The sequence below is a fragment of the Stenotrophomonas sp. 01N47 genome, from assembly GCF_056399165.1.
On sequence record NZ_JBFTQU010000005.1, the window covers coordinates 452,912 to 478,535 of the forward strand.

Below are 25,624 nucleotides of genomic sequence, written 5' to 3' on the forward strand. Positions count from 1 at the left end.
AGGCCCGGAGCGTAGCCATCCTGCCGTCACGGAAACGCCAGACGTCGCTGCAGGAAGGTGGCCTTCTTCGCACTGGTCATCGCGTGCTCCGCTCGGCGGTCATGGTGCGAACCTAGCACCGCGATCGTCGGCCGCAGGTCAACGCGACGCACAAAGAAAACGCCCGCAGATCCTGGATCTGCGGGCGTTCTTTTGCATCTGGCGGAGCGAGAGGGATTCGAACCCTCGATAGAGCTTTTGACCCTATACTCCCTTAGCAGGGGAGCCCCTTCAGCCGCTCGGGCATCGCTCCGGGGTTTTCTCCGCGTCTGGTGCGTTGCACCTCAGCGGGGCGTGAATCATAACGTTAATCACGCGCGAAGGTAAAGCCTTATTCCGCAGAATTTTCACCACCGGTGCTGCCGGCTTCGTCACCACGCTGGATGCGCTGGTAGATCTCTTCGCGATGCACAGCGACGTCCTTCGGCGCAGTGATGCCGATACGCACCTGGTTACCCTTGACGCCAAGCACGGTGACGCTCACCGAGTCACCGATCATCAGGGTTTCGCCGACGCGGCGAGTCAGGATCAACATTTTTTTAAGTCTCCATGGAACCGTGTGGAAGGGTATCCCCCACCGGCTTGACGCTTCGTCAAGAAGCGCGCCCACGACAAAGGGAAAAGATTCGCAATGGTACCGTCAGCCGTCCCGCTCCTACAAGGAGGGGGACGGCAGGGGTTCATCACAGGCGGGGGCTGACCCATTCGACGACCGCAGCCAGCGCGGTGGCAAGGGCGGGCCCGTCCTCGCCACCACCCTGGGCGAGGTCCGGGCGTCCGCCGCCCTTGCCCCCGATCTGACCGGCGATATGGGACAACAGTTCCCCGGCCTTGACCTTGCCCATTGCACTGCCGTTCACGCCCGCGACCAAGGCTGCCTTGCCGTCCTGGGCACCGGCCAGCACGATCACCGCGTCGCCCAGCTGCTGCTTCAGGCGGTCCATGGCATCGCGCAGGGCCTTGGCGTCGAAGCCTTCCAGGCGGACAGCCAGAACCTTCACACCGGCGACCTCGACGGCCTGGCCGGACAGGTCGGCGGTGGCGCCGGCGGCGACCTTGGCCTTCACGGCCTCCAGCTCGCGCTCCAGCTGCTTCTGGCGCAGGCCCAGCGCACGGATCTTTTCGACCACGTCGGCAGCACTGCCACCCAGCAGCTCGGCGGCCTCGGCCAGACGGGCCTCCTCGGCATCCACGTAGTCCAGCGCGCCCTGGCCGGTGACGGCCTCGATACGACGCACACCGGCCGAGACGCCGCCTTCGGAGGTGATCTTGAACAGACCGATGTCACCGGTCCGGTTGACGTGGGTACCACCACACAGCTCGGTGGAGTAGTCGCCCATCTTCAACACGCGCACGTTCTCGCCGTACTTCTCGCCGAACAGGGCCATCGCGCCGAAGTCCAGCGCTTCCTGCATGCCCATGTTGTGCACTTCGGCGGCGTTGTTGGCGCGCACCTGCTGGTTGACCTTGCGCTCGATGATCGCCAGTTCCTCGGCGCTGATCGGCTGGAAATGCGAGAAGTCGAAGCGCAAGCGGTCCGGCGCTACCAGCGAGCCCTTCTGCTGCACGTGGGTGCCCAGCACTTCGCGCAGGGCAGCATGCAGCAGGTGGGTCGCCGAGTGGTTGAGGATGGTGGCGCCACGGCGCTCGCCATCGACCTGGCCGGACAGCACGTCACCGATCTTCAGGCTGCCCTGGGTGAGCTTGCCGACGTGGCCATGGAACTGGCCCGCGAACTTCTGGGTATCGCTCACCTGCAGCTGTACGCCGGCAGCGGACAAGGTGCCGGTGTCGCCGACCTGGCCGCCGGACTCGGCGTAGAACGGAGTCTGGTTGGTCAGCACGATGACCTCGTCGCCGGCCTGGGCAGTTTCCACCGGGCGGCCATCCTTGAGGATCGCGACCACGCCGAGGCCGTCGGCCTGCAGGCGGTCATAGCCCAGGAAGACAGTCGGCTTGAGCGTGGCGACCAGATCGGCCGACAGCGTCACGCCACCGCCGAACTTGCCGGCGGCACGCGCGGTCTCGCGCTGCGTCTCCATCGCGGCGTTGAAGCCGTCGATGTCCACGGTCAGGTCACGCTCGCGGGCGATGTCCTGGGTCAGGTCGAGCGGGAAGCCGTAGGTGTCGTACAGGCGGAACGCGTCCACGCCCGGGATCACGCCATTGCTGACCTTGGCCGCAACGTCGTCGAAGATCTTCATTCCCGAGTCGAGGGTCTCGGCGAAACGCTCTTCTTCTGCCTGCAGGGCACGCACCACGGTATCGGCCTGCGCCGGCAGTTCCGGGTAGGCCTCGCCCATCTGCTCGACCAGGGTCGGCACCAGCTTGCTGAAGAACGGCTGGCGCACGCCCAGCATCCAGCCGTGCCGCAGTGCGCGGCGGATGATCCGGCGCAGCACGTAGCCGCGGCCTTCATTGGACGGCAGCACGCCATCGACGATCAGGAACGAACAGGCGCGGATGTGGTCGGCGATCACGCGCAGCGACTTGTTTTCCAGATCAGCGGTGCCGGTCAGCTCCGATGCCTTGCGGATCAGCGCCTGGAACAGGTCGATTTCGTAGTTGGTATGCACGTGCTGCAGGATCGCAGCCAGGCGTTCCAGGCCCATGCCCGTGTCCACGCACGGCGCCGGCAACGGCATCAGCGTGCCGTCCTGCTGGCGATCGAACTGCATGAAGACGAGGTTCCAGATCTCGATGAAACGGTCACCGTCCTCGTCCGGCGAGCCCGGCGGGCCACCGGCGATATGGTCACCGTGATCGTAGAAGATCTCGGTGCACGGACCGCAGGGACCGGTATCGGCCATCTGCCAGAAGTTGTCCGAGGCGAACGGCGCGCCCTTGTTGTCGCCGATGCGGACGATCCGGTCTTCCGGAATGCCGATCATGTCGCGCCACAGTGCGTAGGCCTCGTCGTCGGTCTGGTAGACCGTTACCAGCAGGCGCTCGGCCGGCAACTTCCAGACCTGGGTCAGCAGCTCCCAGGCCCAGGCGATCGCATCCTTCTTGAAGTAATCGCCGAAGGACCAGTTGCCCAGCATTTCGAAGAAGGTGTGATGGCGGGCGGTGTAGCCCACCTGGTCGAGATCGTTGTGCTTGCCACCGGCACGCAGGCAGCGCTGGACGTCGGCCGCGCGAACGTAGCTGCGCTTTTCCGCGCCCAGGAACACGTCCTTGAACTGCACCATGCCGGAGTTGGTGAACAGCAGGGTCGGATCGTTGCCCGGCACCAGCGGCGCCGACGGCACGATGGTGTGGCCTTTGCCCTTGAAGAATTCAAGGAAGTCGCTGCGGATCTGGGATGTCGTGAATTTGGCGGATGCGTTCATGGGGGCTGGCAGTCTGCGGGCCGGGGCCCGTGCCGCCGGCCGCAGTGGCCAGGGTCGAACGGACCGCCGAAACTCCAAAGGGTATCAGGCCCGGCGCCATCAGTCTCAGTCGTCCGGATCGTAGCGGGTCGCGCGGCGGATGCTGTCGCCATCGAAGCCCCGGCGGGCCAGCAGATCGGCAGCCTTGCGGCGCTGCACGAGGTCCTGCGGACCGGCCTCACCGAAGCGGCGACGGACCAGATCCCGGGCGTTCTCCGTCCAGTCGCCTTCGAAGGTATCCATCGCGGCAGTGATCTGCTCGCTGTCCAGCCCGTGGGTTCCCAGCTCGGCACGTACATGGATGGGGCCATAGCCCGTATTGGCGCGCATGCGCACCAGATTCTCGGCAAACCGGGTGTCGTCCTGCCAACCGGCCTCGGTCAGCTTGTCGACCGCCGCCTTCGCGGCTTCGTCCTCGATGCCCCGGGACGTCAGCTTGCGGGTCAGCTCCTTGCGCGAGTGCTCACGACGGACCAGCAGGCCCAGGGCGCGCTGGACAGGCGTCTGTTCGCGTACGCGGCGCTTGCGGCCGGGTCCCGGGGCGTCGGAATCGTTCATTCTCGCCTTCAATCAAATGCGCCGTCCCTGGCGCGTCCCCCGTCGGGGAAACCGAATCTGCAGGACAGGGCGACGTCACTGACGGCGCCGCCCTGCCCCACAGCAAGCCTTTACTCGTCGTCGCCTTCGTCTTCGCCTTCCTCACGGACGGCTTCGGTCGGCTGGAACTTCTCGCGCAGCTCAGCCTCAAGCTTGGCGGCAACCTGCGGGTTGTCGCGCAGATAGCCACGGGCGTTGTCCTTGCCCTGGCCGATGCGCTCTTCACCGTAGCTGTACCAGGCACCGGCCTTCTCGACCAGCTTGGCTTCGACACCCATATCGATCAGCTCGCCTTCGCGGCTGATGCCTTCGCCGTACAGGATCTCGGTGATGACCTGCTTGAACGGGGGCGCCAGCTTGTTCTTGACGACCTTGATCTTGGTCTGGTTGCCGATGATCTCGTCGCCCTTCTTGATCGCGCCGATACGGCGGATGTCCAGGCGCACCGAGGCATAGAACTTCAGCGCGTTGCCGCCGGTGGTCACTTCCGGGCTCTGGCCCGGCATCATCACGCCGATCTTCATGCGCAGCTGGTTGATGAACACCACCAGGGTGTTCGAGCGCTTGATGTTGCCGGTCAGCTTGCGCAGCGCCTGGCTCATCAGACGCGCCTGCAGACCCGGCAACTGGTCGCCCATCTCGCCTTCGATTTCAGCCTTGGGGGTCAACGCGGCGACCGAGTCGACCACCAGGATGTCCACCGAACCGGAACGCACCAGCATGTCGGCGATTTCAAGCGCCTGCTCACCGGTATCCGGCTGCGACAGCAGCAGATCGTCAACATTGACGCCCAGCTTGCCTGCGTAGATCGGGTCCAGCGCGTGCTCGGCATCGATGAAGGCGGCGGTACCACCCAGCTTCTGGCACTCGGCGATGGCCTGCAGGGTCAACGTGGTCTTGCCGGAGGATTCCGGACCGTAGATCTCCACCACGCGGCCCTTGGGCAGGCCACCAATGCCCAATGCGATATCCAGCATCAGAGAACCGGTCGGGATCGCCTCGACGGGCTCGACCACGCGGTCGCCCATGCGCATCACCGAGCCCTTGCCGAACTGCTTTTCGATCTGGCCCAGAGCTGCAGCGAGGGCGCGCTTCTTGTTCTCGTCCATCGGATTGGTCCTTGCAGAGGTCACGTCGTTGGAGGTGCTGTCTTTGGAAGTCTTCTTGGCCATGGGTTCACTTTAAGGCTGGCGTATCGCACAGGCTGAGATTCTGCCCGGCGTTCGGAAAAAAATTATCGGACATCCGTACCAACCTCAGCAGAACCAGAGAATCGCCACAAAAGACCGCGGGAAATGCAGGGTGAATCGTCAACGGTTCGGTCGTAGCAGCCCGCAGTACAGGCCCTCGATCGAGAAATCCTGGTCCGGAAGCACGTCAATCGGCTTGTAATCGGGATTGCGCGGCAGCAGGCGGATGCGATCCTTGGCGATCTTCAGCAGCTTGACGGTGATCTCGTCATCGATGCGGGCCACCACGATCTGCCCGGAATGGGCATCGCGCGTGCGGTGCACACCGATCAGGTCGCCATCGAAGATGCCTTCGTCGATCATCGAATCGCCCTGCACCTTCAGCAGGTAATCCGGTGCCGGCGAGAAGAACACGCGGTCCAGCACCACGAAATCATCCGAGCCGATGTCGGCGCCGATCGGCAGACCCGCAGCAACCCGACCCAGGATCGGCAGACGCAGGACGCTGTCGGGCAGACCCGGCTCGGCAAGCTTCTCCACCGGCGGTGCCTGCACCAGACGGATGCCGCGGGCCTGGCCCGGCACGCGACGGATCGCCCCGGCCTGCTCCAGCGCCTCCAGGTGATACTGCGCTGCGCGTACGCCCTTGAAGCCGAAGGCACGCGCGATTTCAGTCTGCGAAGGAGGTGCGCCTTCGCTCTCGATACGCTCGGCGATCAACTGCAGGATCGCCTGCTGGGTGTCGGTCAGGTCCATGGTTAGTAGTATTACTACTAATACCCAGCGCTGCAAGTGCCGGGTGCGTCAAGGCGCAATGCGGGCCGAAACCGACCTGTAGTGCAGGGCCATGCTCGGTTATCGGGCGAATAGCCGGGCGGCAAACGCAAAAGCAGCCGGCCAGCGGTCGGCTCTGCAGGAATCGCTGCGCGATTCCGCGATTCCCGGTGGGAACCGCAGCGGCAAGCACACTACGTGTGCTTGCCGCTGCGCCAGATCGAGAACAGGATCCACACCCCGCAGAACCCTGCGCCGATGAAACCGCACACGCCCAGCGCCAGCAGCCAGCGGCTGGAGACGCCCCCTACGCTGTGCATCACGATCGAGGAGCCGATGATCAAGGCTGCGGTGACGATCCCCATCACCAAGCGGTTCGCCGCACGATTGACCTGGTCGCCGAAGCCCTGCAGCGCGCTGGTCTCCACCTTGAGCTGCAGGCGGCCACGGCGCGCCGCCTGGACCAGCTTGCGCAGGTCCCGCGGCAGTTCACCGGCAAAGTCGATCATGCCGAGCAAGCTGCGTCGGCCACGCTTGAACAGCGCCCGCGGCGCATAGCGCTGCAGCACCACCCGCTCCAGGAACGGGCGTGCGGCGCTGGCCATGTCGAAGTCCGGGTCGAGCTGGCGGCCCATGCCCTCCAGGGTCAGGAAGGCCTTGATCATCAGTGCCAGATCCGCCGGCAGGGTCAGGTTGTAGCTGCGCAGCAACTGGGTGATGTCGCCCAGCATCAGGCCGATACGCAGGTCCTTCAGCGGCACGCCACGGTACTGGTCGACGAACAGGCTGATGTCATGCTGCAACCGGTTCTCGTCCACCTCCACGCCGCCCGCCCAGTCCAGCAGCACGTCGGCCACGCCCTGCGGGTCCTGTTCCACCAGGCCATGCAGCAGCTGTGCGACCTGGAAGCGGCGTACCTCCGACAAGGCCCCGACCATGCCGAAATCGATCACGCCGATGCGGCCGTCGCGCAGGTAGATGATGTTGCCCGGGTGCGGATCGGCGTGGAAGCTGCCGTCCTCCAGCACCATCTTCAATACGATGTCGGCGCCGCGCCGGGCCAGTTCACGGCGGTCGAGACCAGCCGCATCGACACCGGCCAGATCACGTCCAGCAATTCCATCAACGAAGTCCTGCACGTTCAGGCTTTCGCAGGTCCATTGCCAGTGGACCGCCGGAATCAGGATGTCGTCACGCCCCTCAAAGTTGCGCGCGATGCGCTCGGCGTTGCGGCACTCAGCGGCGAAATCCAGCTCGCGTCGCAGCGACACGGTGAACTGCTGCACCACCTCGGCGGGCCGGTAGCGGCGCAGATCGGGCAGGCGCGCCTCAACGATCTCGGCCAGCCGTGCCAGCAATCGCAGATCGGCTTCAACGACGTCACGGATACCGGGGCGACGCACCTTCAGCACCACTTCCCGGCCATCGCGCAGTCGCGCACGGTGGGCCTGGGCCAATGAAGCAGCGGCCATCGGGGTTTCATCAAGGAAGGCGAACACCTGCGACGGAGACGCACCGAGGTCGGCCTCCAGCTGTTCGCGGATCTTCTCGTAGGGCAATGCGGGGACCGCGTTCTGCAACTCGGAGAGTTCGGCGATCCAGTCCGGTGGCAGCAGGTCGACGCGGGTGGCGAGCACCTGGCCCAGCTTCACGAACGTCGGCCCGAGATCCTGCAGGGCGCTGCGCACGCGCACCGGCGCGGTCATCCGCAGCATTTCCTGCCGCTCCTCGTTCCAGTGCAGCAGGCGGCCGGCACGTTCCAGTACCGTGGCCAGGCCGATGCGCCGCACGACGTCGCCGAAGCCATAGCGGATCAGGACGGCGGCGATTTCCTGCAGCCGCCCAAGGTCACGGACGGTGCCCAGCGTCTCCCACATCGTTGCCTACTCCGGTTGATTGCCGGAGCAGCATGTCACAGCTGGGCGTCGATACCGTGCAATGCCGCCGCTACGGTTTGCCGACGGATGGCTTCACGGTCACCATCGAACTGGAACAGCTCGGCACGGGCATAACCGCCGCGACGCTTCCAGCCGATCCAGACACTGCCGACCGGCTTGTCCGGGCTGCCACCGCCCGGACCTGCGATACCGGTCACCGCCACCGCGATGCCGGCACCGGAATTGACCAGCGCCCCGGACACCATTTCCAGCACGGCTTCGCGGCTGACCGCACCGAACTGTTCCAGCGTCTGCGCGCGCACGCCGAGCAGGCGCTGCTTGGCTTCGTAGCTGTAAACCACCATGCCGCAGTCGAAGAACGCCGAGGAACCGGCGATGTCGGTCATGCACTTGGCGATCCAGCCACCGCTGCAGCTTTCAGCAGTCACCAGTTGCAGCGAAGCCTGCTGCAGGCGCTGGCCCAGCGCAGCGGCCTGGGCATTGAGTTCGGCGTCGGTCGGGAAGGCCATCGGGGTAGCTGAAAAGTGAAGAACCTGCACGTTGTACCGCAGATGGCAGGGTGGTGTCGCGGCCGCAGGACATGCCGGCCAACGGCCGGCACTCCCTCACCATTCGGGCAGCTTTTCCGGCAGCAGGGCCCGGATCGGCTCGCCATCGGCGCTGGCCGCCAGCTTCTCGGCCTCGGCAATGGGAAGATCGACCTGCAACAGCCAGCCTTCTTCATCGGCCTGTTCACTGCGGACCACTTCCAGCTGGTGCAGGCGCGCGCGCAGGCGGCCGGCACTGGGTGGCAGGCGCAGCTCGCCGGTGACGTGCTGCAGACCCAACCGCTTGCCGAGCACGGCTTGCAACAGCTCGATGCCCTGCCCGTCGCGGGCGGAGATCCACACCCGCTCACGCCGCGATTCGTCCGGCACGCCGTCCTGGCCATCGTGGCGCACGTCGGCACCCTCGATGCGGTCGATCTTGTTGAACACCAGCAGCTGCGGCAGGTCGCCGGCACCGACGGCGGTCAGCACTTCGTCGACCTGGGCGATGCGCTCCTCGCGGTGCGGATCGGCGGCATCGACAAGGTGCAGCAGGAAATCCGCTTCCCGCGCTTCAGACAGGGTCGAACGGAAGGCCGCCACCAGGTCATGCGGCAGGTCGCGTACGAACCCAACCGTATCGGCCAGCACGACGTTGCCACCAGGCACGGCTATGCGGCGCACGGTCGGATCCAGGGTCGCGAACAGCTGGTCAGCCGCATAGGCCTCGGCGCCGGTCATCGCATTGAACAAGGTCGATTTGCCGGCATTGGTGTAGCCCACCAGGGCCACGCGCGGCAATTCGCTGCGCACACGCGCACGGCGCATCTGGGTGCGCTGCACTTCGACTTTTTCCAGCCGCTTCTGCAGCTGTTCAACCCGCTTCTGCAGCAGGCGACGATCGGTTTCCAGCTGGGTTTCACCCGGGCCGCGCAGACCGATCGAACCACCACGCTGGCGCTCCAGATGGGTCCAGCCGCGCACCAGCCGTGTCGCCATATGGCGCAGCTGGGCCAGCTCGACCTGCAGCTTGCCTTCATGGCTGCGCGCACGCTGGGCAAAGATGTCCAGGATCAGACCGGTACGGTCGATCACCCGACGCTCCAGGAAACGTTCCAGATTGCGTTCCTGGCCCGGGCTCAACGCGTGGTTGACCAGGATCAGATCTGCGCCGGTTGCTTCGGCGGCGGCCTTGATCTCATCCAGCTTGCCGCTGCCGAGCAGGGTCGATGGGTTCGGGCGATCCAGGCGCGCGGTGATGGTCATCGCGATGCTGGCCCCAGCCGAGCGGGCCAGATCACCGAATTCTTCCAGCACATCGTCTTCCAGCTTGCCGAAATGCGGCTGGATCAACAGGGCGTGTTCGCCCTTCTTCGAGCGGTCAAACATTCACCGCTCCAACATCATTCGTCTGCTTCATCACCCGCCTGACCATCCTCACCTGATTGCACGTACCCACCACCCGGGCCGACCTTGACGTTGCGCGCCGGCACCACGGTGGAAATGGCGTGCTTGTAGACCATCTGGCTGACGGTGTTGCGCAGCAGGACCACGAACTGATCGAACGATTCGATCGTGCCCTGCAGCTTGATGCCGTTGACCAAGTACACCGAAACCGGCACGCGTTCGCGCCGCAGTGCATTCAAGAAAGGATCCTGCAGCGATTGCCCCTTGGACATTGCACACTCCTGATTATTGTTCTTATTGGTAGCCGGCGGTTGCCGCGGCCCCCGAGCCGCTTGCCGGCCCATGATGGTACACGGCCAGCGTCGGTTCAGCGTGCAACGAAGGTCGACACCGCGGCTGCCAGGCGCTCCCCATCCATATGGGGGTCGAACCAGCGTGCATCAAGCTCGCCGCGCAGCCAGGTCAGCTGGCGCTTGGCCAGTTGCCGGGTGGCGAAAATGGACTTGTCACGGAAGCGGGCCTCGTCCCCCTCGCCGTCCAGGTACTCCCAGGCCTGGCGATACCCGACCGCGCGGACGGCCGGGAGGTCCAGCGGCGTGGCGACCGCCTGCATGTCCGGCAACGCACGCAGCGCGCGTACTTCGTCGAGAAAGCCGTGGGCGAGCATGGCGTCGAAGCGGGCCTCGATGCGCTGGTGCAGGACGGCGCGGTCGCGCGGCGCCAGAATCAGCTTCAATGTGCGCACCGGCAACGGGGCGACGCCGGGGCGGCGCTGCCATTCACTGATCGGCGTGCCGGTCAGCCGGTAGACCTCCAGCGCCCGCTGGATGCGTTGCGGGTCGGTGGCATGGATACGTGCTGCGGCGGCGGGGTCGACGGTGGCAAGTTCAGCGTGCAGGGCCGCCCAGCCACGCTCGGCGGCCTCGGCGCTCAACGCGTCGCGCACCGCCGGGTCTGCTTCCGGCATCGGCGACAGCCCCTGCAGCAGTGCACGGAAGTACAGGCCCGTGCCGCCGGCCAGGATCGGCGTCTTGCCCCGGGCGACGATGTCGGCCACCACGCGGCCGGCGTCGGCGGCGAACTCGGCGGCCGAATAGGTCTGCCAGGGATCGCGCAGGTCCAACAGGTGGTGCGGCGCCTGCGCGCGTTCGGCAGCATCCGGCTTGGCCGAACCGATATCCAGTCCGCGATAGATCAGCGCCGAATCGACACTGACGATTTCACCTTCCAGTTGTTGCGCCAGCGCGATCGCGGTGGCGGTCTTGCCGCTGGCGGTCGGCCCCATCACGGCGATCGCCAGCGGCCGCTGATCCACTGCCATCAGTCTTCGTCCGGCCAGCGGAGGGTGGGCTTGGCATCCACCCGCACGGCGGGTACCGCCTCGACCGCCAGCCAGACCTTCAACGCATCGACCGTCGCTGCCACATCGTGCACGCGCACGATACGGGCGCCGCGCTGCACGGCGATCAGATGCGCGGCCACCGACGCAGCAACACGCTCTGCCGGCGACTGGCGACCGGTCAGCTCGCCCAGGCTGCGCTTGCGCGACAGCCCGGCCAGCATCGGCACGCCCAGTTCAAGGAAACGCTCCGAACGGGCCAGCAGCGTCATGTTGTGGGCCGTGGTCTTGCCGAAGCCGAAGCCGAGGTCGATCACCAGATTCTTCTTCGCGATGCCGGCCATCTCCGCAGCGAACAGCCGCTGCACCAGGAAGCCATGGACCTCGCCGACCACGTCGTCGTACTGCGGGTCGGCCTGCATGTGACCCGGCTCGCCCTGCATGTGCATCAGCACCACCGGCACGCCTGCGTCCGCCGCCGCCTGCAGCGCACCGTCCTGGCGCAGGCCGAAGATGTCGTTGATCATCCCGGCGCCTGCAGCAACCGCGGCACGCATCACCTCCGGCTTGAAGGTATCGATGCTGATCGGGACCGCCGTGCGCGCTGCCAGCTGCTCGATGACTGGCACGACACGACGCAGTTCTTCGTCGATCGACACCGGTGCCGCGCCCGGACGGGTCGATTCGCCGCCGATGTCGAGCAGGTCGGCGCCCTCCTCCACCAGCTTCAGGCCATGCGCGACCGCCGCCTCGCTGGTGTCATGGGCACCACCATCGGAGAACGAATCCGGGGTGACGTTGACGATACCCATGACCCGGGCACGGTCCAGGCGCAGGATGCGGCCGGCGCAATCGAGCTGGGGCGAGATGTCGAACATGGTCAATCCTGCAGGCAACGAAGGTTAGTTTACGGCGGCAGGGCTGCGCCCTGCACCCGCAGAGGCCAGGGCGCAAGCCACAGCAACAGCGGGTTTCCGTGGGATGGCGGGGCGGTGTCGGATTGCGGGGTGTCAGCCGCATGAATGCGGCTGCCAAGCCCCCAAGGATGGGTTCACGGCGTCCCCGCAATCCGACACCGCCCCGCCATCCCACGGAATGCCGGCTGTTGCTGTTGCTGTTGAGGTTGCCGGCCAGCGGCCGGCACTACCGTGGGTGCCGGGCGCAGCCCGGCCGCAGAACCCTACTTGCGCCGACGCTTCCGGTCCACGTACAGCGTCTTGATGATGCTCAGCAGGATGCCCACTGCGATACCCACGCCACAGCCCAGCAGCAGATTGTCCACGGTCAGGCCAACAGCGACGCCGACCACGGTGGCGATCACCATCTCGGCAGTGTGGGAAATCGGTTCAGGCTTGGGGGCGGACATGCGGACTCCAGCAGACGGTCGGGACGGATGGGCCGGGGCCCGGAAACAACAAGGCCGGGTTGCCCCGGCCTCGTCTTGCATTGCGTACGGCAGGCCGTCAGATCGATTCGGCCGGACCGGCGATCGGCGGCAGCGGACGGGCGTCGCCACCCTTGTCATTGCCGCCATCGTCCTTGCTCGACTTGGTCCACCCCATCGGCGGCGGCGGATCGCGGCCTTCCATGATGGCGTCGATCTGCGGCGCGTCGATGGTCTCGTACTGCAGCAGCAGTTGGGTCATCGCATGCAGCTTGTCGACGTTGGCGGTCAGCAGCTCGGTGGTCCGGGCATAGGCCTTGTCCAGGATGCTGCGCACTTCCTCATCGATGCGGCGCGCCGTGTCGTTGGACACGCTCTTGTGCTGGGTGACCGAACGGCCGAGGAACACTTCATCGTCCTCTTCACCGTAGGCGATCGGTCCCAGGGTCTCCGACAGGCCCCACTTGGTGACCATGTTGCGGGCCATCTTGGTGGCACGCTCGATGTCGTTGGACGCACCGGTGGTGACCTTGTCCGGCCCGAAGATCAGTTCTTCGGCGACACGACCGCCATACAGCGAGCACAACTGCGAGTTGATCGCCACGCGGTTGATCGAGTACTTGTCGCCTTCCGGCAGGTACATGGTCACACCCAGCGCACGGCCGCGCGGAATGATCGTGACCTTGTAGACCGGATCGTGCTCGGGCACCAGGCGACCGACAATGGCGTGACCAGCTTCGTGGTAGGCGGTGAGGGTCTTCTCCTCCTCGCTCATGGCCATCGAACGGCGCTCGGCACCCATCAGGATCTTGTCGCGGGCACGATCGAAGTGGTCCATGCGGACCTCCTTCTCGTTGCCACGGGCGGCGAACAGGGCGGCCTCGTTGCAGAGGTTGGCCAGGTCGGCACCGGAGAAGCCCGGGGTACCACGCGCGATCACCATCGGCACGACGTCATCGGCCAGCGGCAGCTTGCGCATGTGCACCTTGAGGATGTGCTCGCGGCCCTTCACGTCCGGCAGACCGACCACCACCTGGCGGTCGAAGCGGCCCGGACGCAGCAGCGCCGGGTCCAGCACGTCCGGACGGTTGGTCGCTGCGATCACGATCACGCCTTCGCCGCCTTCGAAACCATCCATCTCGACCAGCAGCTGGTTCAGGGTCTGCTCGCGCTCGTCATGACCGCCGCCCAGGCCGGCACCACGGTGACGGCCGACGGCGTCGATTTCATCGATGAAGATGATGCACGGCGCGTGCTTCTTGGCCTGCTCGAACATGTCGCGCACACGGCTGGCACCGACGCCGACGAACATTTCCACGAAGTCCGAACCGGAGATCGAGAAGAACGGCACCTTGGCTTCACCGGCGATGGCCTTGGCCAGCAGCGTCTTGCCGGTACCCGGAGGGCCGACCATCAGCACGCCGCGCGGGATCTTGCCGCCGAGCTTGGTGAACTTGGACGGGTCACGCAGGAAGTCGACCAGTTCGCCGACCTCTTCCTTGGCTTCGTCGCAGCCGGCAACGTCGGCGAAGGTGACCTTGATCTGGTCTTCGCCCTGCAGCTTGGCGCGCGACTTGCCGAAGGACATCGCGCCCTTGGCACCGCCGCCACCGCCCTGCATCTGCCGCATGATGAACAACCAGAAGCCGATGATCAGGATGACCGGCAGGAAATTCATCAGGATCGCGCCAAGGGAGATGCCGCTGGACGGCTCTTCCTGCACGATCTCGACATTCTTGGTGCGCAGCACGTTGATCAGGTCGCGATCGAACGGCGCGGTGATGGTGGACGACTGTCCACCACGGGTGGTGTAGGTGATCTGGCTGGTGCCGCCGCGCGTATCGCCGCCGAAGGCGACTTTCTGCACGTTGCCGGTGTCCACCTGGTCCAGGAACTGCGAGTACGAAGCGCCCTGCGCCCCGGCCCCCGAGGTCTTGGGCGAGAAGCTCTGGAAGACCACCATCAGCACGACGGCGACGACCACCCATAGCAGGAGGTTCTTGGTCAAGTCGTTCATCCTCATTGGCTCCGGTGTTCCTCTTAGTGCTGGCGTTGCGTTGGGGTCGAACTTACGGGGTCGAGCTTACTTCATGTGGGCGCGTTTTCCCTGACCCAAGGCATACACCTCGGGAGAGCGTTTGCGCGAGGCTTCCGGCTTGCGGATGGAGACCTTGTCGTACCGGCGGCGCATGTCGCGCACGTAGTCGTCAAAGCCTTCGCCCTGGAACAGCTTGATCAGGAATGCCCCACCGGTCTTGAGGTGGTTGTCGGCAAAATCCAGAGCCAGCTCCGCCAGGTGCATCATCCGCGGCTGGTCGACCGCGCCCACACCACTCTTATTGGGGGCCATGTCCGACAGCACAAGGTCTACCGGCTGATCCCCGAGCATGGCTTCAAACTCCGATAGGACGGTTTCTTCCCTGAAGTCACCATGAAGGAACTCCACACCGGCCAGCGGCGGCATGTCCAGGATGTCCAGGGCCAGCACGCGACCGGTATCGCCGATCTGTCTCCGAACCTGCTGAGACCAGCCGCCCGGGGCCGCACCGAGGTCGACCACCACCATGTGCGGCTTCAGCAACCGGTCACGTTCAAGCAGTTCTTCAAGCTTGTAGGCAGCACGGGAGCGCATGCCTTCGGCCTGGGCCTTCTTCACGAAGGGATCGGAGAAATGTTCCTTGAGCCAGCGCTGGCTGCTTTTGCTGCGGGTAGCCATTGGAAATAGGGGCTGATGGGGTCGCCATGATACCCTGATCGTCCCATTCAACCGTGTTTTCTGCATGCCCACTGCCTTGACCCCTTCCCAGACCCGTTTCCTGCGCGGCCAAGCCCACGACCTGAAGGCCCTGCTGCAGACCGGCGGCAAGGGCGTCACTCCGGCCTTCCTGACCGAGCTGAACGAAGTGCTGGAACGCCACGAACTGGTCAAGGTGAAAGTTGCCGCCGAAGACCGTGACGCCCGCGACGTGATGATCGGCGAGATCGTGCAGGCCACCGACAGTGCGCTGGTACAGCGTATCGGCCATGTGGCCGTGCTGTATCGCCCGAGCAAGGAACACCGCCAGATCGTGCTGCCGCGCGGCTGATCGGACCCTGCCATGCAGCTGAACCACGAACTGCCCGACTACGCCTACAGCCTGCGCGCCGCTGACGGTCGCTCGGCACGGGTGAATGATCGCGTTCTGGGCAACAGCTTCTTCCTGACCCCGGACCAGCTGGTCGAGCAGTGGCCGGTGACCGACGTCGCGGCGCTGCAGGTGGCGGACCTGGAGCCGATCCTGGCACTGAAGCCGGCGTTGATACTGCTCGGCACCGGCGAGCGCCAGGCGTTTCCGCCGGCGGTTGTCATGGCCGCCTGCCTGTCGCGTGGTATCGGCCTGGAAGTGATGAACAATCCGGCTGCCGCGCGCACCTTCAACATCCTTGCCGGCGAAGGCCGCAAGGTAGCGGCCGCTTTCATCCTGGAAGGCTGAGGCCCCAGGCCGCCGGGCATGGCCCGGCGCTCCCGTGATCCGCCCGCAAGGCGGGCGAATGTCCGGTCACTTCGCCGGCAGATACTGCTGCGGGTCGACCGGCTTGCCGTTGTAGCGGGTGAGCCGAGGGCGCTTGCGGCCCATGGGACGCGCCCTCGGCGAACGCCCGGCGCGCTGCGCCGGGCCGGGGATCCGCCCGGAAAAAGAGCGGCCGGTTACTTCGCCGGCAGATACTGCTGCGGGTCGACCGGCTTGCCGTTGTAGCGGGTGAGCCGAGGGCGCTTGCGGCCCATGGGACGCGCCCTTGGCGAACGCCCGGCGCGCTGCGCCGGGCCGGGGATCCGCCCGTAAAAAGAGCGGCCGGTTACTTCGCCGGCAGATACTGCTGCGGGTCGACCGGCTTGCCGTTGTAGCGGATCTCGAAGTGCAGCATGTCCCGGTTGGCGCCGGTACGGCCCATCTCGGCGATCTGCTCGCCGGCCTTCACGCTCTGCCCTTCATTGACCAGGCGCTTGCGGTTGTGGCCGTAGGCCGACAGCCACTGGTCACTGTGCTTGATGATGATCAGCTCGCCATAGCCGACCAGGCCGGCGCCGGAATACACCACCACGCCATTGGCCGTGGCCTTCACCGGCGCGCCGCTGGTGCCGGCGATGTCCACGCCCTGCTTGGTCGCATCGCCGGCCACGTAGCGGCCCACGACTGCGCCATCGGCCGGCCAGCGCCAGGCGATGTTGCTCTTGACCGGACCAGCCGGACCCGGCGTCGGCGCGGTACTGCCGCCAGACGTGCTGCCAGCCGGACGCGGCGCGGTGACCACGGTGGTCGGCGCACGGCCGCCACCGGAACCGGCCGGATACAGGCGGATCACCTGCCCCGGGTAAATGGTCGACGGGTTGTCCAGGTTGTTCCAGGCGATCAGGTCGGCCGGCGTGATGTCGTGGATGCGGGCCAGCGCATAGATGGTGTCGCCCTTGCGCACGACCACCGTCTGCCCCGGCTTGGGCACCGACGTCTTCGGCGTGCTGACGCCACTGCTGCCGCCGCCACTGGGCCGGACCACGGTGGCGGTGCCACAGGCGGCCAGGGTGGATACCAGCAACGCCAGCGCGCCGATGCGCACTCCCTTGCTCAGACGATCTGCACTCATGCGAACTTCGACCTCCATACAAGCCAGGCGATCAGCACCACCACCAACGCGGTGGCGATCCAGCCCAGCGGTTCAATCCATCGGCGCAGCGCTGCTTCGGCGCGCGCACCACCGATACGGATGACCGCAGCCAGCACGAACACGCGCTTGCCACGACCGATCAACATGCTCAACAGGTACTGCGGCATCGGCACGCCGACGATACCCGATGCCCACGTGAAGACCTTCATCGGAATCGGCATGAAACCACCCAGCACCAGGAAAGTGAACACCGCCCAGGGCGATTCCACCATCTTGGCCTGCACGGTAGCGATGCCCTGCTCGATCGCCGGCAGCATGCCCAGCGCCTCGAACATCGGCTTGACCGCTTCGAACGCGTAGTGGCCCAGCGCGTAACCGATCACCGCGCCAACCATCGAGCCAGCCAGGCTGAGGGTGGCGAACCACCAGCCGCGCTTGGGCTGGGCCACGCACATCGGCGCCAGCATCACTTCCGGCATCACCGGGAAGATGATGGCTTCGAAAAAGCTCAGCACCATCAAATAGGTCGGCGCGCGCTCATGCGCAGCCCACTTCATCGCCCGCTCGTACAGCGGCCCGAAAATCTTCATGCAACCCTGCTCCGTGGATTCAATCGAGCATGCCAGACAGCAGCGGCACGAAGGTGACCGGCGCCAGCACGCGTTGTTCGATGCTGCCGTCGTCCTTGCGGTCGAGCTGCACCAGCGACTGTGCGCCCGCGCCACCGACCGGGGCGACCAGGCGACCACCTGCGGCCAGCTGCTCGACCAGGGCATCGACCAGTGCGGGTGCGGCGGCGGTAACCACGATGGCGTCGAACGGGCCATGCTCGGCCCAGCCCACGCGACCGTCGTCGTGCTTGGTGCGGATGTTCATGCCCAGCGCGCGGAAACGCTTGCGCGCCTGCCGCAGCAGGTCACCGATGCGCTCGACGGTATAGACCTCCAGCCCCAGCGCACCAAGCACTGCGGCCTGATAGCCGGAGCCGGTACCCACTTCGAGCACCTTCTTCGGCGCCACCTGTAACACGGCCTCGGTCATCCGCGCGACCACCCACGGCTGTGAAATGGTCTGGCCGTGGCCGATCGGCAGCGCGGTGTCTTCATATGCGCGCGAGGCCAGGGCCTCATCGATGAACAGATGGCGCGGCACCACCCGGATCGCGTTCAGCGTCGACTCGTCGACGATGCCAGCTTCGCGCAGGCGGTCGACCAAGCGGTCGCGCACACGCTGCGATGTCATGCCGATGCCGACCGCTTCCGGCTGCAGGCGCAGGCGTGGGCTCATGCCGGCTGGTCCAGCGCGGCGGTGAGGCCGCCGACCCAGCTGGCGACCTTTTCCAGCGCCTGGTAGCGGGTCAGGTCGACCTGGATCGGCGTGATCGAAATATGGCCGGTGCGCACCGCATGGAAATCGGTGCCCGGGCCGGAGTCCTGCTCGCGGCCGGCCGGACCGATCCAGTACACCTCGTTGCCGCGCGGGTCCTTCTGCGCAATGCAGCCTTCGGCGCGATGGCGGTTACCCAGGCGGGTGACTTCGAAGCCCTTGACCTCGCTCCACGGCAGGTCCGGCACATTGACGTTGAGGATGGTGTCGGCCGGCAGCGGATCGGCCTTGAGGCGGGCAACAATCTCCACTGCGGCACGCGCCGCCGTCTCGAAATGCTTGGGGTCGTGATTGCGGGTCACCAGCGACACCGCAACAGCGGGCAGACCGAGGAAACGACCTTCCATCGCTGCCGAGACGGTGCCGGAATAGATCACGTCGTCGCCGAGGTTGGCGGCATTGTTGATACCGGACACGACAATGTCAGGCTCGAATTCGAGCAGGCCGGTCAGCGCAAGGTGCACGCAGTCGGTGGGCGTGCCGGCCACCGACACGGTGTAGTGGTCGATGCGCTTGAGCCGGATCGGCAGATCCAGGGTCAGCGAATTGCTGGCGCCGGAGCGGTCGCGGTCGGGTGCGACCACCGTGACTTCGTGCCCGGCCTCGCGCAGCACGGATGCAAGCATCCGGATGCCCGCCGCGTCGACACCGTCATCATTGCTGACCAGGATGCGCATCTTCGATTTAACCGCTTGATTTTCCAAGAATTCGATCCCGTCACCTTGCAACGTGGGCGAAGCCCGCCCGTCTCCTCCAGGGAGGCGGCAGCTCCGCAAGTGCGCCGACTATTGTGCCGCAAGCGGGCGCTGGGTCCTACCCTGTCTGCGGTCACGGGCGACATCCAACGGTCATAGGCAGACCCGCGCAGGCGGTTTAACCTGTGCGCATGTCGCACCCTGAAGACGAAGATCCGGCTGCATTGTTCCGTGCAGCCATCGGCGAAGTGACGCCGCTGCGCAAGGAAGTGGAGCCCGCGCCTGCCGCGCCGCGGCCCAGACCGCGCGCGCGCATGGCCGAGCGCGACGACGCAGAAGCCGCCGGTGAGTTCGCCCGGCTGCTGCGCGACAACGCCCCGCTGGAAGCGGGCGACGTTGCCAGCTACCGGCGCGACAACCTGCCGCCACGCCTGTTCCAGCGCCTGAAGCGCGGACAGTACTCGGTGCAGGACGAACTGGACCTGCACGGCGCCACCGCCGCGCAGGCCGAGATGATGCTGCGCCAGTTCCTGCTGGAGGCGCACGCCCACGAGTACGGCTGCGTGCGCATCATCCACGGCAAGGGCCTGCAGTCCGATGGAAGTGCGCCGGTGCTGAAGAACCTGGTGGACCGGCTGCTGCGCCTGCGCAACGACGTGCTGGCCTTCCATTCCGCCCCGACCGGGCAAGGCGGCACCGGCGCAGTGCTGGTGCTGCTGGCGCGGCGTTGAGGTAACGCATCCACGCATGGCGTGGATCTACTGTGGCGGGCGGAGGAAAGTGGATCCACGCCTGCGTGGATGCTCTTCGCCTCCGCCACCATTTCCGTCAGGCCTGCGAAGCGTCTTCGACCTGGCCGAGCTCGTGCAGGACCGCGGTGGCATAGCAGCCCGGCGGCAGCGCGAAGGACAACTCCAGTACATCATCGGCCAGCCACTGGTGCTGCAGCAGCGCCGGACGCAGCCGCAGCGCGCGCCGCTCCTGCTTCAGCCGCGCCTCTTCCAGGCCGGCGCGCAGCGCCTTGGATTCGTCATCATCCAGCGCCGCCAACTCCAGCTCACGGGCCGCGTCACTGCTACGCAGTTCACCCTCGCCCCACAACGGAGCACTGGGGTGGATGTCGAAACGTGCCAGGCGCTCGGCCAGCACGTCGCTGTAGGGCTCGGGGCCGAACACGCTGCGGCTGCCGTCCAGCATCCACACTTCGCCCTGCAGCGGCTGGTCCCAGCTGCCCTGCTCCACGCGTGCAGCGAGCACGCGGTTGAACAAGGCCGAACGCGCCGCCGACAACAGCAGCGAACGCTGGTCCTTGCGCATGCGACGGCCACCGAACATCGCCAACGCAGCGGGAACGTTGCCGCCATCGCGCCCGAAGCGCTGCTCGCCGAACCAGTTCGGCAGGCCGCGCGTGGCGATCTGCTGAAGGCGTTCGTCGATTGCCGCTGCATCTCCCTGCACATCGCGCAGCACCAGCCTGAAGCGGTTGCCCGCCAACGCACCGCGCTGCAGCTTGCGGTTGTGCCAGGTGGAGTCGATCACCTCGATCTCGTCACTGGCCAGCTCGGCCAGATCGGGCGCGACGCGCTTGGGCAGATGTACGCTGAAACGCTGGGTGGTGACCGCGTTGCGATCCTTCATGCCGGCGTAGCTGACCGCCATTTCCGGCAGGCCCGCCCACTTGGCCAGGACCTTGGCCACGTGCACCGTATTGGCGCCACGCTTGCGGATATGCAGCAGCAGATGCTCGCCTTCACCGGTCGCTTCGAAAGCGGGCAACTCATCGACCTGGAAATCTTCCGGCGTGGTGCGGATGCGCGCCTGCAGCAGCGGCGCACCAAACGCGAGCGGCAACGGGATCATGCGGGCACCAGCAGCACGACCGCCTGCGCAGCGATGCCTTCGCCACGGCCGGTGAAGCCCAGCTTCTCGGACGTGGTGGCCTTGACGCTCACCGCATCCAACGGCAGCTGCAACAGTTCACCGATGCGCTCGCGCATGGCCAGCGCATGCGGGCCGACCTTGGGCCGTTCGCAGATCACGGTGATGTCGGTGTTGCCGACACGCCAGCCGCGCTCGCGCAGCAGGCCATCGCAATGGCGCACGAACTCGCTGCTGTCCGCGCCCTTCCAGCGGTCGTCAGTGGGCGGGAAGTGCTGGCCGATGTCGCCCAGCGCGATCGCACCGAGCATGGCGTCACACAACGCGTGCAGGATGACGTCGCCGTCGCTGTGCGCAAGCACGCCGCAGCTGTGCGGCACCGCGATGCCACCGAGCATGATGTGGTCGCCTTCACCGAAGGCATGGACGTCGTAGCCCTGGCCGATACGGACGGGCGGGAACGGGGAGGTGCTCATGGATGCAGCCCTTGCAGCAGGGCCGCGCGGGCGGTCAGCCGGCGCGGCGGGAGAGTACGAATTCGAAACGATCGAGATCGGCCGGGGTGGTGACCTTGAAGTTGTCCTCGCTGCCTTCCACCAGCAGCGGACGCTGGCCCTGGCGCTCCATGGCCATGGCGTCGTCGGTGACGTCGATACCGGCAGCGGCCGCTTCGGACAATGCGCGGATCAGCTGGTGACGGCGGAACAGCTGCGGCGTCAGTGCACGCCACAGGCGCTCACGTGGCTCGGTGCCATCGATGCCGCCATCGTCGCCAGCACGCTTGAGCGTGTCGCGTACCGGCGCGGCCAGGATGGCGCCGACCGGATCGGTGCGGCCCACTTCCAGCAGGCGGCCAAGATCGGCCTGCGACAGGTTCGGACGCGCCGCATCATGCACCAGCACGAATTCATCGGCACGCACGCTGTCCGGCAGGGCCTGCAGCCCCGCCAGCACCGAGGCGGCGCGGGTGGCGCCACCGGTGCAGGTCAGCACCGGCTTTCCGGCCCATTCGCTCCAGCCCGGCCAGTCGGCATCGTCCGCACCGATCACCACCATCGCCCCGGCCACGGCCGGGTGTGCCAGCAGCGTGTCCAGGGTATGGGCGAGCAGGGTCTGCCCGCCCGCCTGCAGGTACTGCTTGGGCAACGGCGCACCGAAACGCGTGCCGCGTCCTGCGGCCGGAACAACCACCCAGATCGCCGCGCTCATGGCACGTCCGCCGGATGGTCACCGGCCGGGGCCGCAACCGGCGCAGGCTGCGCCGGACGCGTCGGTGCATCTTCCACGACGCGATAGAACTTCTCGCCGGGCTTGATCATGCCCAGCTCGCTGCGCGCGCGCTCTTCGATGGCGGACTGGCCTTCCTTGAGGTCCTTCACTTCGGCAGCAAGCGCGTCATTACGCTGCTGCAGACCGTCATTGTCCCGCTCCTGGTTGGCGACCTGGGCTTCGAGCATCATCACTTCACCCGAATTGCCCGGGCCGAACCAGAAACGGTACTGCAGCCATGCCAGCAGCAGGGCCAGCAACAACAGCAGCCAGCGCCAGTCGCGCATCGGCTCAGCGCTTCAGCGACACGAACGCGTCACGACCAGCGTAACGCGCGCCGGCGCCGAGGGCTTCCTCGATGCGCAGCAGCTGGTTGTACTTGGCCACGCGATCGCTGCGGCACAACGAGCCGGTCTTGATCTGGGTAGCGGTGGTCGCCACCGCAATGTCGGCGATGGTGGTGTCCTCGGTTTCACCCGAACGGTGCGAGACCACGGCGGCGTAACCGGCACGGTCGGCCATGGCGATCGCTTCCAGCGTTTCGCTGAGGGTACCGATCTGGTTGACCTTGATCAGGATCGCATTGGCGGTGCCCGAATCGATGCCTTCCTGGAAGATCTTCGGATTGGTGACGAACAGATCGTCGCCGACCAGCTGCACCTTCTTGCCGATGCGATCGGTCAGCAGCTTCCAGCCCGCCCAGTCGTTCTCGGCCAGGCCGTCTTCGATGGTGATGATCGGGTACTGCGCGGCCCAGTCAGACAGGAAGTCGACGAACTGCTCGGAGGTCAGGCGCTTGTTCTCGCCGACCAGGTTGTACTTGCCGTTCTCGAAGAATTCGCTGGAGGCCACGTCCAGGCCCAGCAGCACGTCTTCACCGGCGGTGTAGCCGGCCTTGCCGATGGCTTCGAGGATGGTGTCCAGCGCTTCGACGTTGCTGCGGAAGTCCGGCGCGAAGCCGCCTTCGTCGCCCACCGCCGTGCTCAGGCCGTGGCCCTTCAGCACCGACTTCAGCGAATGGAAGATTTCGGTACCGGCACGCAGCGCTTCGGAGAACGAGGTGAAGCCGACCGGCAGCACCATGAACTCCTGGAAATCGACGTTGTTGTCGGCGTGCGCGCCGCCGTTGATGATGTTCATCATCGGCACCGGCAGCGACGGGGTCGCACCGGTCTTGCCGGCCAGGTACTGCCACAGTGCCTGCTTGCTGGAGGCAGCAGCGGCATGCGCGGCGGCCATGGAAACACCCAGCAGTGCGTTGGCGCCCAGGCGGCCCTTGTTCTCGGTGCCATCCAGATCGATCAGGCGACGGTCCAGGCCGGCCTGGTCGGTGGCCTCGAAGCCCTTCAGTGCGTTGGCGATGGCGCCGTTGACGTTGTCGACGGCCTTGCGCACGCCCTTGCCGAGGTAACGGGTCTTGTCGCCGTCACGCAGCTCCACCGCTTCCTTGGTGCCGGTCGATGCGCCGGAGGGAACCGCGGCGCGACCGAACGAACCGTCCTCCAGGGTGACTTCGGCTTCCAGCGTGGGGTTGCCACGGCTGTCGAGGATTTCACGGGCATGGATGCTGCGGATCGTACTCATGGTCGGGCCGGTTACCTGTATGGAGAGGGGGCGACAAAAACGAATGCCGCGTGATTATCCCCGGCTACCCCTCACTTGCCAAATGGCGTGATGGGCATCAGCCCCAGCTGGACCCGATCACGATCAGCAGCAGCGACACCAGCATCACCAGCAGGGCACCGGCAATGGTCGCGCACACCGGCCCGCGCCGACGTCGCCAGGCCATCACCATCGCCACCAGGCTGCCCACGAAGGACAGCACCAGCGTGACCAGCGCGCCCAGCATCCAGTACTGCATGGCCTGCACGCCGTTGTTGCCATCCCCCGGCGGACGGAAGCTGGCGGCGAAGGCCAGCACGCCCACGAGCAAGCCGCCCCAGGCGAGCACCGACAGCAACAGGGCGATCAGGCCCCACGGCCAGCTGCGCGAGGGTTCAGGCATCGTATTCATCAAAGAAGATCGTGCAGCAGGATGCCCGCCCACAGCGACAGCAGGACCATCGCCAGTGCAGCGGTGACCCTGCCCCGGTTCAGACGCCAGCCGAGCACCGCGGCGAAAAACCCTGCGGAAATGGTCAGCACTTCGGCCACCGCCAAGGCGATGACGAAGGGCATCAGGTTCACTACCGGGCCGCCGGCGCTGGACGGGCGCATACCGGCACCGAACAGCATGCCAATGGCGAATACGCCCGATACCGAGAGCAGGGCCAGACCGAGTGCGATCGGGCCCCACGGCCACCGCCGCCACTGCCGGCGACGACGCTGGATCTCCAGCGCCGCCTGCGGGTGCTGACTCACGCGAAGCGCGAGAAGCCGTGCTTCTTTGTCACCGCATCGAGCTCCATCAGGGTCTCGACCAGGGCTTCCATCTGGTCCAGCGGCCACGCATTGGGGCCATCGGACAGTGCCTTGGACGGGTCCGGATGGGTCTCGGCAAACAGGCCGGAGATGCCCACGGCGACTGCGGCACGGGCCAGGACCGGCACATGCTCGCGCTGGCCACCGGAACTGGTGCCCTGCCCGCCCGGCAGCTGCACCGAATGGGTGGCGTCGAACACCACCGGGCAGCCGGTATCGCGCATCACCGCCAGCGAACGCATGTCGCTGACCAGGTTGTTGTAACCGAAGCTGGCGCCACGCTCGCAGACCATGATCTGCTCGTTGCCGGTGGCCTTGGCCTTCTCGACGACAGGCTTCATGTCCCACGGCGCCAGGAACTGGCCCTTCTTGATGTTGACCGGCTTGCCGGCCGAGCACACCTTGCGGATGAAGTCGGTCTGGCGGACCAGGAACGCCGGGGTCTGCAGCACGTCCACCACCGAGGCCACTTCGTCCATCGGGGTGTACTCGTGCACGTCGGTCAGCACCGGCACGCCGATCTGCTTCTTGACCTCGGCCAGCACCTTCAGGCCCTCTTCCATGCCCGGGCCACGGAAGGCCGTGCCGGAGGTACGGTTGGCCTTGTCGAAGCTGGACTTGAAGATGAAGTTCACACCGAGCTTGTCGGTCACTTCCTTCAGCTTGCCGGCGGTATCCAGCTGCAGCTGCATCGACTCGATCACGCAGGGGCCGGCGATCAGGAACAGGGGCTGGTCCAGCCCGACCTCGAATCCACACAGTTTCATGGCGTTTCCTTGTTGTCCGCTACACCGGCAGTGCCGGT

General features: G+C 66.2%; 29 protein-coding genes and 1 tRNA gene. 3 read left to right on the plus strand and 27 right to left on the minus strand.

The genetic code is table 11. From position 1 onward, the window contains the following. Positions 1–199: 199 nt before the first annotated feature. From AC1DKR_RS11855 to rlmE, 15 genes are all read right to left on the minus strand, one after another. Positions 200–292: transfer RNA gene (locus AC1DKR_RS11855), tRNA-Ser, on the minus strand. Positions 293–370: 78 nt separating this feature from the next. Next, positions 371–574 carry a carbon storage regulator CsrA gene (csrA, locus tag AC1DKR_RS11860; RefSeq protein WP_025878924.1) on the minus strand — a complete coding sequence of 68 codons (204 nt, stop codon included), beginning with the start codon at positions 572–574 and terminating at the stop codon, positions 371–373. A 148-nt stretch (positions 575–722) separates the two neighbouring features. Beyond that, positions 723–3,371: an alanine--tRNA ligase gene (gene alaS, locus AC1DKR_RS11865; protein ID WP_223494784.1), complete on the minus strand. Its 2,649-nt coding sequence runs from the start codon at positions 3,369–3,371 to the stop codon at positions 723–725. A gap of 105 nt (positions 3,372–3,476) precedes the next feature. Further along, positions 3,477–3,968 (minus strand): recombination regulator RecX, encoded by a 492-nt coding sequence (gene recX, locus AC1DKR_RS11870; RefSeq protein ID WP_312108103.1) that lies wholly within the window; start codon positions 3,966–3,968, stop codon positions 3,477–3,479. Between the two features lie 110 nt (positions 3,969–4,078). Further along, the gene (gene recA / locus AC1DKR_RS11875) at positions 4,079–5,116 is read right to left on the minus strand and encodes a recombinase RecA (RefSeq protein WP_025878921.1); all 1,038 of its coding nucleotides are present in this window, start codon (positions 5,114–5,116) and stop codon (positions 4,079–4,081) included. A 201-nt stretch (positions 5,117–5,317) separates the two neighbouring features. Further along, on the minus strand, positions 5,318–5,953 hold the full coding sequence (gene lexA / locus AC1DKR_RS11880) for a transcriptional repressor LexA (protein WP_025878920.1): 636 nt from the start codon (positions 5,951–5,953) through the stop codon (positions 5,318–5,320). A 212-nt stretch (positions 5,954–6,165) separates the two neighbouring features. Further along, the gene (ubiB, locus tag AC1DKR_RS11885) at positions 6,166–7,848 is read right to left on the minus strand and encodes a 2-polyprenylphenol 6-hydroxylase (RefSeq protein ID WP_313250762.1); all 1,683 of its coding nucleotides are present in this window, start codon (positions 7,846–7,848) and stop codon (positions 6,166–6,168) included. A gap of 35 nt (positions 7,849–7,883) precedes the next feature. Further along, on the minus strand, positions 7,884–8,378 hold the full coding sequence (locus AC1DKR_RS11890; protein ID WP_025878918.1) for a CinA family protein: 495 nt from the start codon (positions 8,376–8,378) through the stop codon (positions 7,884–7,886). A gap of 96 nt (positions 8,379–8,474) precedes the next feature. Continuing rightward, positions 8,475–9,785 carry a ribosome rescue GTPase HflX gene (gene hflX / locus AC1DKR_RS11895; RefSeq protein ID WP_478032996.1) on the minus strand — a complete coding sequence of 437 codons (1,311 nt, stop codon included), beginning with the start codon at positions 9,783–9,785 and terminating at the stop codon, positions 8,475–8,477. A 14-nt stretch (positions 9,786–9,799) separates the two neighbouring features. Continuing rightward, entirely contained in the window at positions 9,800–10,075 is a 276-nt protein-coding gene (gene hfq, locus AC1DKR_RS11900) for an RNA chaperone Hfq (protein WP_025878916.1), read from the minus strand. 95 nt (positions 10,076–10,170) lie between these two features. Next, a complete protein-coding gene (gene miaA, locus AC1DKR_RS11905) occupies positions 10,171–11,124 on the minus strand; it encodes a tRNA (adenosine(37)-N6)-dimethylallyltransferase MiaA (RefSeq protein WP_478033001.1) in 954 nt (317 codons plus the stop codon). Then, positions 11,124–12,020, minus strand: a complete 897-nt coding sequence (folP, locus tag AC1DKR_RS11910; protein WP_478033006.1) for a dihydropteroate synthase — start codon at positions 12,018–12,020, stop codon at positions 11,124–11,126. The genes miaA and folP overlap by 1 nt, the downstream gene beginning before the upstream one ends. Before the next feature lie 302 nt (positions 12,021–12,322). After that, positions 12,323–12,508, minus strand: coding sequence for a hypothetical protein (locus AC1DKR_RS11915; protein WP_100464731.1), 186 nt, complete (start codon positions 12,506–12,508; stop codon positions 12,323–12,325). Positions 12,509–12,605: 97 nt separating this feature from the next. Further along, entirely contained in the window at positions 12,606–14,543 is a 1,938-nt protein-coding gene (gene ftsH, locus AC1DKR_RS11920) for an ATP-dependent zinc metalloprotease FtsH (RefSeq protein WP_162292006.1), read from the minus strand. Between the two features lie 66 nt (positions 14,544–14,609). Then, positions 14,610–15,242 (minus strand): 23S rRNA (uridine(2552)-2'-O)-methyltransferase RlmE, encoded by a 633-nt coding sequence (gene rlmE, locus AC1DKR_RS11925; protein WP_100464728.1) that lies wholly within the window; start codon positions 15,240–15,242, stop codon positions 14,610–14,612. A gap of 64 nt (positions 15,243–15,306) precedes the next feature. Between rlmE and yhbY the strand changes: the two genes are divergently transcribed. Beyond that, positions 15,307–15,612, plus strand: coding sequence for a ribosome assembly RNA-binding protein YhbY (gene yhbY, locus AC1DKR_RS11930; RefSeq protein WP_025878910.1), 306 nt, complete (start codon positions 15,307–15,309; stop codon positions 15,610–15,612). A gap of 12 nt (positions 15,613–15,624) precedes the next feature. After that, the gene (locus AC1DKR_RS11935) at positions 15,625–15,999 is read left to right on the plus strand and encodes an Mth938-like domain-containing protein (protein WP_032976512.1); all 375 of its coding nucleotides are present in this window, start codon (positions 15,625–15,627) and stop codon (positions 15,997–15,999) included. A 364-nt stretch (positions 16,000–16,363) separates the two neighbouring features. On the opposite strand, the gene AC1DKR_RS11940 is transcribed toward AC1DKR_RS11935, so the two are convergent. Genes AC1DKR_RS11940 through surE form a run of 4 tightly spaced genes read right to left on the minus strand, consistent with a single transcriptional unit; the run spans position 16,364 to position 19,233 of the window. Then, positions 16,364–17,149: a peptidoglycan DD-metalloendopeptidase family protein gene (locus AC1DKR_RS11940; protein ID WP_032976511.1), complete on the minus strand. Its 786-nt coding sequence runs from the start codon at positions 17,147–17,149 to the stop codon at positions 16,364–16,366. Beyond that, a complete protein-coding gene (locus AC1DKR_RS11945) occupies positions 17,146–17,760 on the minus strand; it encodes a YqaA family protein (RefSeq protein WP_100464718.1) in 615 nt (204 codons plus the stop codon). Before AC1DKR_RS11945 ends, AC1DKR_RS11940 begins: the two co-directional genes overlap by 4 nt. Before the next feature lie 19 nt (positions 17,761–17,779). Beyond that, positions 17,780–18,457 (minus strand): protein-L-isoaspartate(D-aspartate) O-methyltransferase, encoded by a 678-nt coding sequence (locus tag AC1DKR_RS11950; protein ID WP_025878906.1) that lies wholly within the window; start codon positions 18,455–18,457, stop codon positions 17,780–17,782. Then, positions 18,454–19,233, minus strand: a complete 780-nt coding sequence (gene surE / locus AC1DKR_RS11955; RefSeq protein ID WP_089240247.1) for a 5'/3'-nucleotidase SurE — start codon at positions 19,231–19,233, stop codon at positions 18,454–18,456. Before surE ends, AC1DKR_RS11950 begins: the two co-directional genes overlap by 4 nt. Before the next feature lie 209 nt (positions 19,234–19,442). On the opposite strand from surE, the gene AC1DKR_RS11960 reads away from it, so the two are divergent. Beyond that, positions 19,443–19,982, plus strand: a complete 540-nt coding sequence (locus tag AC1DKR_RS11960; protein ID WP_363731137.1) for a Smr/MutS family protein — start codon at positions 19,443–19,445, stop codon at positions 19,980–19,982. A 97-nt stretch (positions 19,983–20,079) separates the two neighbouring features. Here the strand turns inward: AC1DKR_RS11960 and truD are convergent, their stop codons facing one another. The 8 genes from truD to kdsA all read right to left on the minus strand — a co-directional run bounded on the left by truD (position 20,080) and on the right by kdsA (position 25,586). Beyond that, positions 20,080–21,111, minus strand: a complete 1,032-nt coding sequence (gene truD, locus AC1DKR_RS11965) for a tRNA pseudouridine(13) synthase TruD (RefSeq protein ID WP_363731134.1) — start codon at positions 21,109–21,111, stop codon at positions 20,080–20,082. Beyond that, positions 21,108–21,605: a 2-C-methyl-D-erythritol 2,4-cyclodiphosphate synthase gene (gene ispF, locus AC1DKR_RS11970; RefSeq protein WP_478033013.1), complete on the minus strand. Its 498-nt coding sequence runs from the start codon at positions 21,603–21,605 to the stop codon at positions 21,108–21,110. Before ispF ends, truD begins: the two co-directional genes overlap by 4 nt. A gap of 34 nt (positions 21,606–21,639) precedes the next feature. Next, on the minus strand, positions 21,640–22,338 hold the full coding sequence (gene ispD / locus AC1DKR_RS11975; RefSeq protein WP_363731130.1) for a 2-C-methyl-D-erythritol 4-phosphate cytidylyltransferase: 699 nt from the start codon (positions 22,336–22,338) through the stop codon (positions 21,640–21,642). Then, a complete protein-coding gene (gene ftsB / locus AC1DKR_RS11980; RefSeq protein ID WP_025878900.1) occupies positions 22,335–22,685 on the minus strand; it encodes a cell division protein FtsB in 351 nt (116 codons plus the stop codon). The genes ispD and ftsB overlap by 4 nt, the downstream gene beginning before the upstream one ends. 4 nt (positions 22,686–22,689) lie before the next feature. Then, a complete protein-coding gene (gene eno, locus AC1DKR_RS11985; RefSeq protein WP_312786311.1) occupies positions 22,690–23,982 on the minus strand; it encodes a phosphopyruvate hydratase in 1,293 nt (430 codons plus the stop codon). A 97-nt stretch (positions 23,983–24,079) separates the two neighbouring features. Further along, positions 24,080–24,412 carry a hypothetical protein gene (locus tag AC1DKR_RS11990; protein WP_032976505.1) on the minus strand — a complete coding sequence of 111 codons (333 nt, stop codon included), beginning with the start codon at positions 24,410–24,412 and terminating at the stop codon, positions 24,080–24,082. Continuing rightward, positions 24,412–24,759 (minus strand): hypothetical protein, encoded by a 348-nt coding sequence (locus tag AC1DKR_RS11995; protein WP_353099751.1) that lies wholly within the window; start codon positions 24,757–24,759, stop codon positions 24,412–24,414. Before AC1DKR_RS11995 ends, AC1DKR_RS11990 begins: the two co-directional genes overlap by 1 nt. Continuing rightward, on the minus strand, positions 24,756–25,586 hold the full coding sequence (gene kdsA, locus AC1DKR_RS12000) for a 3-deoxy-8-phosphooctulonate synthase (protein WP_478033016.1): 831 nt from the start codon (positions 25,584–25,586) through the stop codon (positions 24,756–24,758). Before kdsA ends, AC1DKR_RS11995 begins: the two co-directional genes overlap by 4 nt. Positions 25,587–25,624: the final 38 nt, after the last annotated feature.

Bases quoted from the DNA above. Each gene is read 5' to 3' on its own strand.
- recA (WP_025878921.1), bottom strand. From the start codon at position 5,116: ATGGACGAGAACAAGAAGCGCGCCCTCGCTGCAGCTCTGGGCCAGATC.
- miaA (WP_478033001.1), bottom strand. From the start codon at position 11,124: ATGGCAGTGGATCAGCGGCCGCTGGCGATCGCCGTGATGGGGCCGACC.
- recX (WP_312108103.1), bottom strand. From the start codon at position 3,968: ATGAACGATTCCGACGCCCCGGGACCCGGCCGCAAGCGCCGCGTACGC.
- kdsA (WP_478033016.1), bottom strand. From the start codon at position 25,586: ATGAAACTGTGTGGATTCGAGGTCGGGCTGGACCAGCCCCTGTTCCTG.
- ispD (WP_363731130.1), bottom strand. From the start codon at position 22,338: ATGAGCGCGGCGATCTGGGTGGTTGTTCCGGCCGCAGGACGCGGCACG.
- ftsB (WP_025878900.1), bottom strand. From the start codon at position 22,685: ATGCGCGACTGGCGCTGGCTGCTGTTGTTGCTGGCCCTGCTGCTGGCA.
- truD (WP_363731134.1), bottom strand. From the start codon at position 21,111: ATGATCCCGTTGCCGCTCGCGTTTGGTGCGCCGCTGCTGCAGGCGCGC.
- csrA (WP_025878924.1), bottom strand. From the start codon at position 574: ATGTTGATCCTGACTCGCCGCGTCGGCGAAACCCTGATGATCGGTGAC.
- AC1DKR_RS11890 (WP_025878918.1), bottom strand. From the start codon at position 8,378: ATGGCCTTCCCGACCGACGCCGAACTCAATGCCCAGGCCGCTGCGCTG.
- surE (WP_089240247.1), bottom strand. From the start codon at position 19,233: ATGCGCATCCTGGTCAGCAATGATGACGGTGTCGACGCGGCGGGCATC.
- ftsH (WP_162292006.1), bottom strand. From the start codon at position 14,543: ATGAACGACTTGACCAAGAACCTCCTGCTATGGGTGGTCGTCGCCGTC.
- ubiB (WP_313250762.1), bottom strand. From the start codon at position 7,848: ATGTGGGAGACGCTGGGCACCGTCCGTGACCTTGGGCGGCTGCAGGAA.
- yhbY (WP_025878910.1), top strand. From the start codon at position 15,307: ATGCCCACTGCCTTGACCCCTTCCCAGACCCGTTTCCTGCGCGGCCAA.
- AC1DKR_RS11950 (WP_025878906.1), bottom strand. From the start codon at position 18,457: ATGAGCCCACGCCTGCGCCTGCAGCCGGAAGCGGTCGGCATCGGCATG.
- alaS (WP_223494784.1), bottom strand. From the start codon at position 3,371: ATGAACGCATCCGCCAAATTCACGACATCCCAGATCCGCAGCGACTTC.
- folP (WP_478033006.1), bottom strand. From the start codon at position 12,020: ATGTTCGACATCTCGCCCCAGCTCGATTGCGCCGGCCGCATCCTGCGC.
- hfq (WP_025878916.1), bottom strand. From the start codon at position 10,075: ATGTCCAAGGGGCAATCGCTGCAGGATCCTTTCTTGAATGCACTGCGG.
- AC1DKR_RS11915 (WP_100464731.1), bottom strand. From the start codon at position 12,508: ATGTCCGCCCCCAAGCCTGAACCGATTTCCCACACTGCCGAGATGGTG.
- AC1DKR_RS11990 (WP_032976505.1), bottom strand. From the start codon at position 24,412: ATGAATACGATGCCTGAACCCTCGCGCAGCTGGCCGTGGGGCCTGATC.
- rlmE (WP_100464728.1), bottom strand. From the start codon at position 15,242: ATGGCTACCCGCAGCAAAAGCAGCCAGCGCTGGCTCAAGGAACATTTC.
- ispF (WP_478033013.1), bottom strand. From the start codon at position 21,605: ATGAGCACCTCCCCGTTCCCGCCCGTCCGTATCGGCCAGGGCTACGAC.
- eno (WP_312786311.1), bottom strand. From the start codon at position 23,982: ATGAGTACGATCCGCAGCATCCATGCCCGTGAAATCCTCGACAGCCGT.
- AC1DKR_RS11935 (WP_032976512.1), top strand. From the start codon at position 15,625: ATGCAGCTGAACCACGAACTGCCCGACTACGCCTACAGCCTGCGCGCC.
- AC1DKR_RS11960 (WP_363731137.1), top strand. From the start codon at position 19,443: ATGTCGCACCCTGAAGACGAAGATCCGGCTGCATTGTTCCGTGCAGCC.
- lexA (WP_025878920.1), bottom strand. From the start codon at position 5,953: ATGGACCTGACCGACACCCAGCAGGCGATCCTGCAGTTGATCGCCGAG.
- AC1DKR_RS11945 (WP_100464718.1), bottom strand. From the start codon at position 17,760: ATGAAGATTTTCGGGCCGCTGTACGAGCGGGCGATGAAGTGGGCTGCG.
- AC1DKR_RS11940 (WP_032976511.1), bottom strand. From the start codon at position 17,149: ATGAGTGCAGATCGTCTGAGCAAGGGAGTGCGCATCGGCGCGCTGGCG.
- hflX (WP_478032996.1), bottom strand. From the start codon at position 9,785: ATGTTTGACCGCTCGAAGAAGGGCGAACACGCCCTGTTGATCCAGCCG.